The organism is Mesorhizobium sp. P5_C1, from assembly GCF_054049815.1.
The window spans coordinates 1-5800 of record NZ_JBFULQ010000366.1; the positions used below are offsets into that span (position 1 = coordinate 1).

6 protein-coding genes and 1 pseudogene are annotated in these 5800 nt (G+C 63.7%); 2 read left to right on the plus strand and 5 right to left on the minus strand.

Annotation, left to right across the window (positions count from 1 at the left end):
• Together ACXJ7R_RS23180 and ACXJ7R_RS23185 are read left to right on the plus strand one after the other, a co-directional pair.
• Positions 1-194 (plus strand): annotated as a pseudogene (locus ACXJ7R_RS23180) (ABC transporter permease); the annotation flags it as partial.
• 14 nt (positions 195-208) lie between these two features.
• Positions 209-1129 (plus strand): phosphorylase family protein, encoded by a 921-nt coding sequence (locus ACXJ7R_RS23185; protein ID WP_457153883.1) that lies wholly within the window; start codon positions 209-211, stop codon positions 1127-1129.
• Positions 1130-1315: 186 nt separating this feature from the next.
• On the opposite strand, the gene ACXJ7R_RS23190 is transcribed toward ACXJ7R_RS23185, so the two are convergent.
• The 5 genes from ACXJ7R_RS23190 to ACXJ7R_RS23210 all read right to left on the minus strand — a co-directional run.
• Complete coding sequence (locus ACXJ7R_RS23190; protein WP_457153884.1) at positions 1316-2341, minus strand: leucyl aminopeptidase; 1026 nt, start codon at positions 2339-2341, stop codon at positions 1316-1318.
• Positions 2342-2383: 42 nt separating this feature from the next.
• Complete coding sequence (locus tag ACXJ7R_RS23195; RefSeq protein ID WP_457153885.1) at positions 2384-3088, minus strand: isochorismatase family protein; 705 nt, start codon at positions 3086-3088, stop codon at positions 2384-2386.
• A gap of 11 nt (positions 3089-3099) precedes the next feature.
• Positions 3100-3855, minus strand: a complete 756-nt coding sequence (locus ACXJ7R_RS23200) for a maleate cis-trans isomerase family protein (protein ID WP_457153886.1) — start codon at positions 3853-3855, stop codon at positions 3100-3102.
• Complete coding sequence (locus tag ACXJ7R_RS23205; RefSeq protein ID WP_457153887.1) at positions 3852-4676, minus strand: alpha/beta fold hydrolase; 825 nt, start codon at positions 4674-4676, stop codon at positions 3852-3854. Before ACXJ7R_RS23205 ends, ACXJ7R_RS23200 begins: the two co-directional genes overlap by 4 nt.
• Positions 4673-5800: FAD-dependent monooxygenase (locus ACXJ7R_RS23210; RefSeq protein WP_457153888.1), on the minus strand; the 1128-nt coding region annotated here is incomplete at its 5' end. The genes ACXJ7R_RS23205 and ACXJ7R_RS23210, both read right to left, overlap by 4 nt.

Below are 5800 nucleotides of genomic sequence, written 5' to 3' on the forward strand. Positions count from 1 at the left end.
TGGCCTTCCTGACTTCGCTGGACGAGTCTGTGATTTCGATCTTCGTCGCCAGCGGTCAAAACAGCACGCTGCCGAAACTCATGTTCATATCTCTGCGCGATCAGATCGACCCGACCATTGCGGCGATCTCGACCTTGTGGACGGCCATCGTCGTGGTCGCCGTCCTGATCGTGAGCCTTCGCCAAAAATCCTGACCGAGACTGGAAACATGCCTGCAAATCATCACGTGGCCGGTGCTCCGGCGGATCAGTCAACGGACATCCCTCAGGTAGGGTTGGCCATCATCACCGGCTCGGCAAACTGGGGGCTTGCCTTCCCGGAAGATGTCGCATTCGAGGGTGTGCGCACCTTGCGGCGCGACATGAGTTTTGAAACGCCTTTCGGTCGTTCTGACAACTGGAAGCTTCTCGAATTCGATGCGTCGATTACCGTCGAGTGCAAAACCAAACATGCCCTGTGCATGTATTCGCACGGCAATCCCCGCGACCATATCGATCATTCCTGTCATCGCCGCGCGTTCTGGGTCTTGATGAAAGCGGGTGTAAGGCAAGTGCTGGCCTGCTCGACTGTTGGCGCCGTCAACAAGGCGATCCAGCCCGGCGACATGGTGGTGAACGCTGATATCATCGAACTGTCGCAGACCCCGTTTTCACTGCTGCCCGGCCGCCAGAGCTTCGACTGCTCGGGCAAGCAGATCGTATGTCCAAGATGTGCGGCATTGTTGGCCGAGACCGCCCGGCGCCATTGGCCAGCCGAATGCCGGGTCCATGGCATCGAGCAGCAGTTGGTCGCTGCCCACTGCTACGGGCCGCGACTGACAACTCCCGCCGAAGCTCTGGCGTATCGAAACATGGGGGCGGACGTGCTCAACCACTCGATCGCTCCAGAGGCGACCTTGTCGCGCGAGATTGGCGCGTGTTTCGTGCCTCTTGCGTTCGTCACGGCGGGCTTCAACGACTATATGGACCGCAATCGCCAGAAATTGCTGCAGGAGGATGTGTTACCGAGCCTCTCCATGACAGCCTCGCGTGTGGCGCTGGAGACCGCGGCACGACTTCCGGCCAATCCGGAATGCTCTTGCCAGAGCTTGAAGTCGCCTCAACCGGCAGAGCGTTCTACTCGGTTCTGAAGCAGCGATGGTGTCTGGATTAGTCACCCACGACGCAGCTCGCATCGAACTGAGAGTTCGCATTTGGACGCCCTTGCTCGCAGCGTCCAGTCCGCTTCCGTCCCCATTTCAGACTACGAGTCATGCTTCACATCGCATATCGATAAGCCTCAGGCCTTGGTGCCGATCGGGTGCCGGCAGTCTGGTCTATTGGCGGTGCTGCATTTCCCTGATGACGATGTCTCCGTCCACGACGATCGGCTCGTCATCCAGGAAAAGACTGCAGCCACGCATCGGAATGTCGAGGTGGCAGGCGGTGTCGTTGGGACCGCCGAGTTCGTTGTTCGGGCCCGTCGAAAACATTACATTGCCGTAGAAGGAGCGCAGCTCCATGCCCATGCCGCCGGGAAACTGCGTCAGGCCGTGCCACTGCGCCCGGTGGTCGAGCCCCCAGCCGACATGGCTCATGCCCATCCCACGCGGGTCTTTGAACTCCCCCATGTAGGATTTGATCAGCTCGGCCTCAAGCCCGCCGCGGATGTCTTGAACGAAGCCTTTTTCGATCGTGTAGATGACCGGTTCGCGCACGTAGGTGTTGAATGGCAAAAGCACGTCGCCAGGCGCCAGCACGATCTTGCCGTCGACGCCATCATCCGCGCCGCCGGTGAAGACGAAAGCCGCCGGCCAGTGGTCCCAGCGCCCGGGCTGGTCGGTGTAGCCGTATTCGCCAACCGTCGGGTAGACGCCGAGCTTGTAGATCACGTCGGTGCCATGGCGGGAGGTGATGCGCATGGTCTTGGCCTTCGACAGGATCGCCTCGCCGACTTCGACGCGCTCGCGCAATTCCTTGGTGGGCAGAAGTCGGGCAAGCAGGGGCGCTGGTTCGACGGCGGTCAGCACGCGTGCGCCGGCCGCCTGGATTGCCATCTGCTCCGGGCTGAAAAGAAGGAAGATGAGGTCGACGACCATGTCGGCTTGCTTCAGCGCTTCGACCGCTTCCGGGTTGGCCGCCAGCCCGGTTTCGCCAACGGCCCAGGCGCCATTGCCGGGGAGCGGCGCGGGAAGACGCATGTGATACATGCGCGCGCCCAGGCGCTGGCCAGCGGCTAAGAAGGCGTCGGCATAGTCGAGGCGCTCGCCGCCCTGCGACAAAACGATAACCTTCTCGCCCTCGTGCACCCCGCTGAGCGTGAGCTGGTGCAGGCAGATTTCAGTCAGAACGTTGCGATCCATCGAGCGATCTCCTTCGCAATGCGGGCGGCGTTGCGGCCCTGTTCAGCTAGTTTCGGGCATGCATTCTGGTTCGGGCGGCGTGCGTCGGCCGGCGTGTCCGATTTCGCCGAGCGCCTCCTTGAGGCTGACGACGTCGCCATACTTGGCATCGATGTCGAACAGGTTGGCTTCGTGCGGCCCGGCGTGCCGGTCGCCGACGCAATCCCTGATCACGATGGTTCGGAAGCCGTGCTGGACCGCGTCCACGGCGCTTGCCCGGATGCAGCCGCTGGTCGAGCAGCCGGCGAGTATGACCGTGTCGATGCCATCGGCGTGCAGCATCGGCGCGAGGCTGGTGCCGAAGAAGGCGCTGGCATACTGCTTGGTGACGACCAGTTCGCCCGGCAACGGTTCGACGCCGTCGCAGAATTCGGCCAGCGGACTGCCGGGGACCAGAGCCGCCATCACAGGCGCCTTCTTCACCCAGATCCCGCCATCGGCGCAGTTGGGCGCGCGGTAGAGGATGTTGGTGTGGATCACCGGTATGCGGGCCTGGCGCGCTGCGGCCAGTAGCGCGGGCGTGTGTGCGACGGCCTCCACCACGCCCTGCGCGAAGAGCGGTGCGCCGGGGGTCGTGTAGGCCTTCATGAAGTCGATCACCAGCAGCGCCGGCCTGCGCCCGAAGCCGATGCGGTGACCCCAGACGCCGCTGTAGTTGTCGGCTGCCGCCTGTGTAGCGGCGTCTATGGGAATTGCCGGCTGGGTCATGGGCGCGTCCCTCAGTACGCGCCGGAAAGCAGCGCGCCGGCGCCTGGAACGACCGGCTCCAGGCCGAGCGCCTTCAGCAGGCCGTATGTTGTGGCGACCGCCGCCGTCAGCACCGGCTTTCCGGTAAGGGCTTCGACCTTGGCGATGACGGGCAGCGACGGCATCTGCACACAAGCCGACAGCACGACCACGTCGACACCTTCGAGGTTCATGCTGGCAACGATGCCGGGCAGGTTTTCCGGGTCATGCCGCGCCACGTCGAGGTTGTCGGGGATCTCCAGCGCGCGCCAGTCGACGACTTCGAAACCTTCCTCGCGGATGTAGTTTACCACGAGTTCGGTCAGCGGCCGCATATAGGGCGCCACGACGGCAATGCGCCTGGCCTTCAGCACCTTGAGGCCGTCGATCAGGGCGCCAGCGCTGGTGACGACCGGGATGTCCGCACCATTCTCCTGCGTGCGGCCGCGCAGCCGCGCCTCCGACTGCCGGTGATAGCCAAGTCCCATCGCCATGATGGCGACAAGGCAGGCATAGCCCAGCACATCGACGCGGGCATCCGAGAGCTCGGCGGCACAGCGGTCGGACTCGCCGTCCATGGCGGCGAGTTCTTCCTTGCTGACGGTTTTCATGCGCATGCGGCTCGAATGGAAGGTGAAGCGCTCGGGCCGGATGCCTTGGCGCGCCAAAAGCATCGCCGGGATCTCGGTTTCCATCGTTGTGTTGGAACTCGGCACGATCTGGCCGATCCGGAACGGTTTCGTGGTCATGCCGCTTTCTTCGCTGCCAGAGCGGTTCCGAGCAGCCGGTCAGCCGCGGCCAAAAACCCTTCGAGATTGTCCCAGGGGATCATGTGTCCGGCATCGGACACGCGCTCGATGCGGATGCCCGGATTGAGGGACTGAATTTCCGCTTCGTCGGCAGGTTCGATGACGCCGCCGCGCGTCGCCACCATCAGGCCAGCGGCGACGGGAAGACCGGGCAGATCGCGGTGGATGTTGTCGGTATGAAAGCCTTCGAAGGCCGTCACGATGGCGGGCTCAAAGCAGGTGTGCAGCCACTGGGCCCGAAGCGCGAGCTGCTCATGGCTCCAGCTGGGGCAGAAGGTGCGCATAGCTTCGGCGTCCATGCCACTTTCCGCCTGTCGTATCGAATCCACATACCAGGCAAGCTTCGAAGGGTAAGGGCGGCGCCCCGGACCCGAGACGGGCGGGTCGACCAGCAGCAGCCGTGCCATGCCGGCGGGGTTGCGGGTCGCCGCGCGGATCGCGACGCGCGCGCCCATGGAATGGCCGAGCACCGTCACATTGGAAAGGCCGAGCGCCGCGATGAAACCCGAGAGGTCGTCGGCCAGGCTGTCGAGGCCGTAGTCGAGGTTCGGGCCGGATTGCGACAGGCCGCGGCCGCGTACATCGAGGACGTAAACGTCGAATTCGCGGGCGAGCCTTTCGGCGACGAAACCCCAGGTCACGCCCGGGCTGGTGATGCCCGGCACCAGCACAAGCGAAGATCCCGTGCCGAGATAGTGCAAATAGTGTTGGCGGATGCCGTTGGCGGCGACATTGGCGCCTGTAACCGCTGCCGCTTTCATTGCGCCGCCTCCCTGCTCTGCAGCGGCGCCTGATAGACGTCGTAGCCGAACACCCAGGCCGGGTCTTCCTGGTTGCGCAGCCAGGTGTTGGCATTGGATACCGCCTGCACGCGCGAGGCACGATCCCTGCGGTTTGCTTCGTAGAGGGCGAAGGCCGATGCGTAATCGCTGCCCCCGGTTTCGCCGAGACAACGCGCCAGCATGGCCGCGTCTTCGATAGCCATGGCCGCGCCCTGCGCCATATGTGGCTTCATCGGATGGCAGGCATCGCCGAGCAGCACCATCCGCCCCTCACTCCACACCGGCAGCGGTTTGCGATTGAGCAGCGGCCATTTGGTCACCTCGTCGCTGGCGTCGATCAGCGAGTCCACCACCGGATGGCAACCGGCAAAAGCTTGCCGCATTTCTTCGCGGCTAGACGGCACGAAGGCGCCATCGAAGTCCCAGGCCGGATGCGGCACGCCGGTGACATAGTAATACTCACTGCGGTCCGCGGTGGTGTGGTAGACCATCATGTGGCGGTCTTCGAACCACCATTTCACGCAATCTTCGAAGTCGAGGCCGTAGCGGCTCAGCTTGTCGAACGAAATCACCGCTCGGTGGGCGACCCAGCCGCTGTAGTTCGGCTTCTCCTCGCCGAGCAGAGCTTCACGGACCTTCGAATTGATGCCGTCGGCGCCGATAACGATGTCGGCCGTGACTCGAGTGCCGTCGGCGAAGCTGAGCTCGACGCCGGCGCCATTGTCCGTTACTGCGTCCAGCCGCTTGCCGAAGTGTAGGTTTTCCGGCCGCAGCAGCGAGACTTGAAGCGCGGCCAGATCACCGCGATGGACGGTCACATAAGGAGCGCCATACTCCTTCTCGGCGAACCCGCCGAGCCGGATCCGGGAAAGATAGTCGCCAGAGCGCCCGTCACGGCTGAACCAGAAATCGGGCTTGGAACCCATGGCGACGACAGCGTCTTCCATCCCGAGTTGGCGGAACACCTTCATGACGTTCGGGCCCATGTGGATACCGGCACCGATGCGCGCAAAGGCCGGTGCCTGTTCGAAGACGTCGACATGAAGGCCGGCCTGCTGAAGAAGTGCCGCCGCCGCAGCCCCTCCAAGCCCGGCACCTATGAC

Coding starts and splice junctions, on each gene's coding strand:
- ACXJ7R_RS23185 (WP_457153883.1), top strand. CDS start 209: ATGCCTGCAAATCATCACGTGGCCGGTGCTCCGGCGGATCAGTCAACG.
- ACXJ7R_RS23190 (WP_457153884.1), bottom strand. CDS start 2,341: ATGGATCGCAACGTTCTGACTGAAATCTGCCTGCACCAGCTCACGCTC.
- ACXJ7R_RS23195 (WP_457153885.1), bottom strand. CDS start 3,088: ATGACCCAGCCGGCAATTCCCATAGACGCCGCTACACAGGCGGCAGCC.
- ACXJ7R_RS23200 (WP_457153886.1), bottom strand. CDS start 3,855: ATGACCACGAAACCGTTCCGGATCGGCCAGATCGTGCCGAGTTCCAAC.
- ACXJ7R_RS23205 (WP_457153887.1), bottom strand. CDS start 4,676: ATGAAAGCGGCAGCGGTTACAGGCGCCAATGTCGCCGCCAACGGCATC.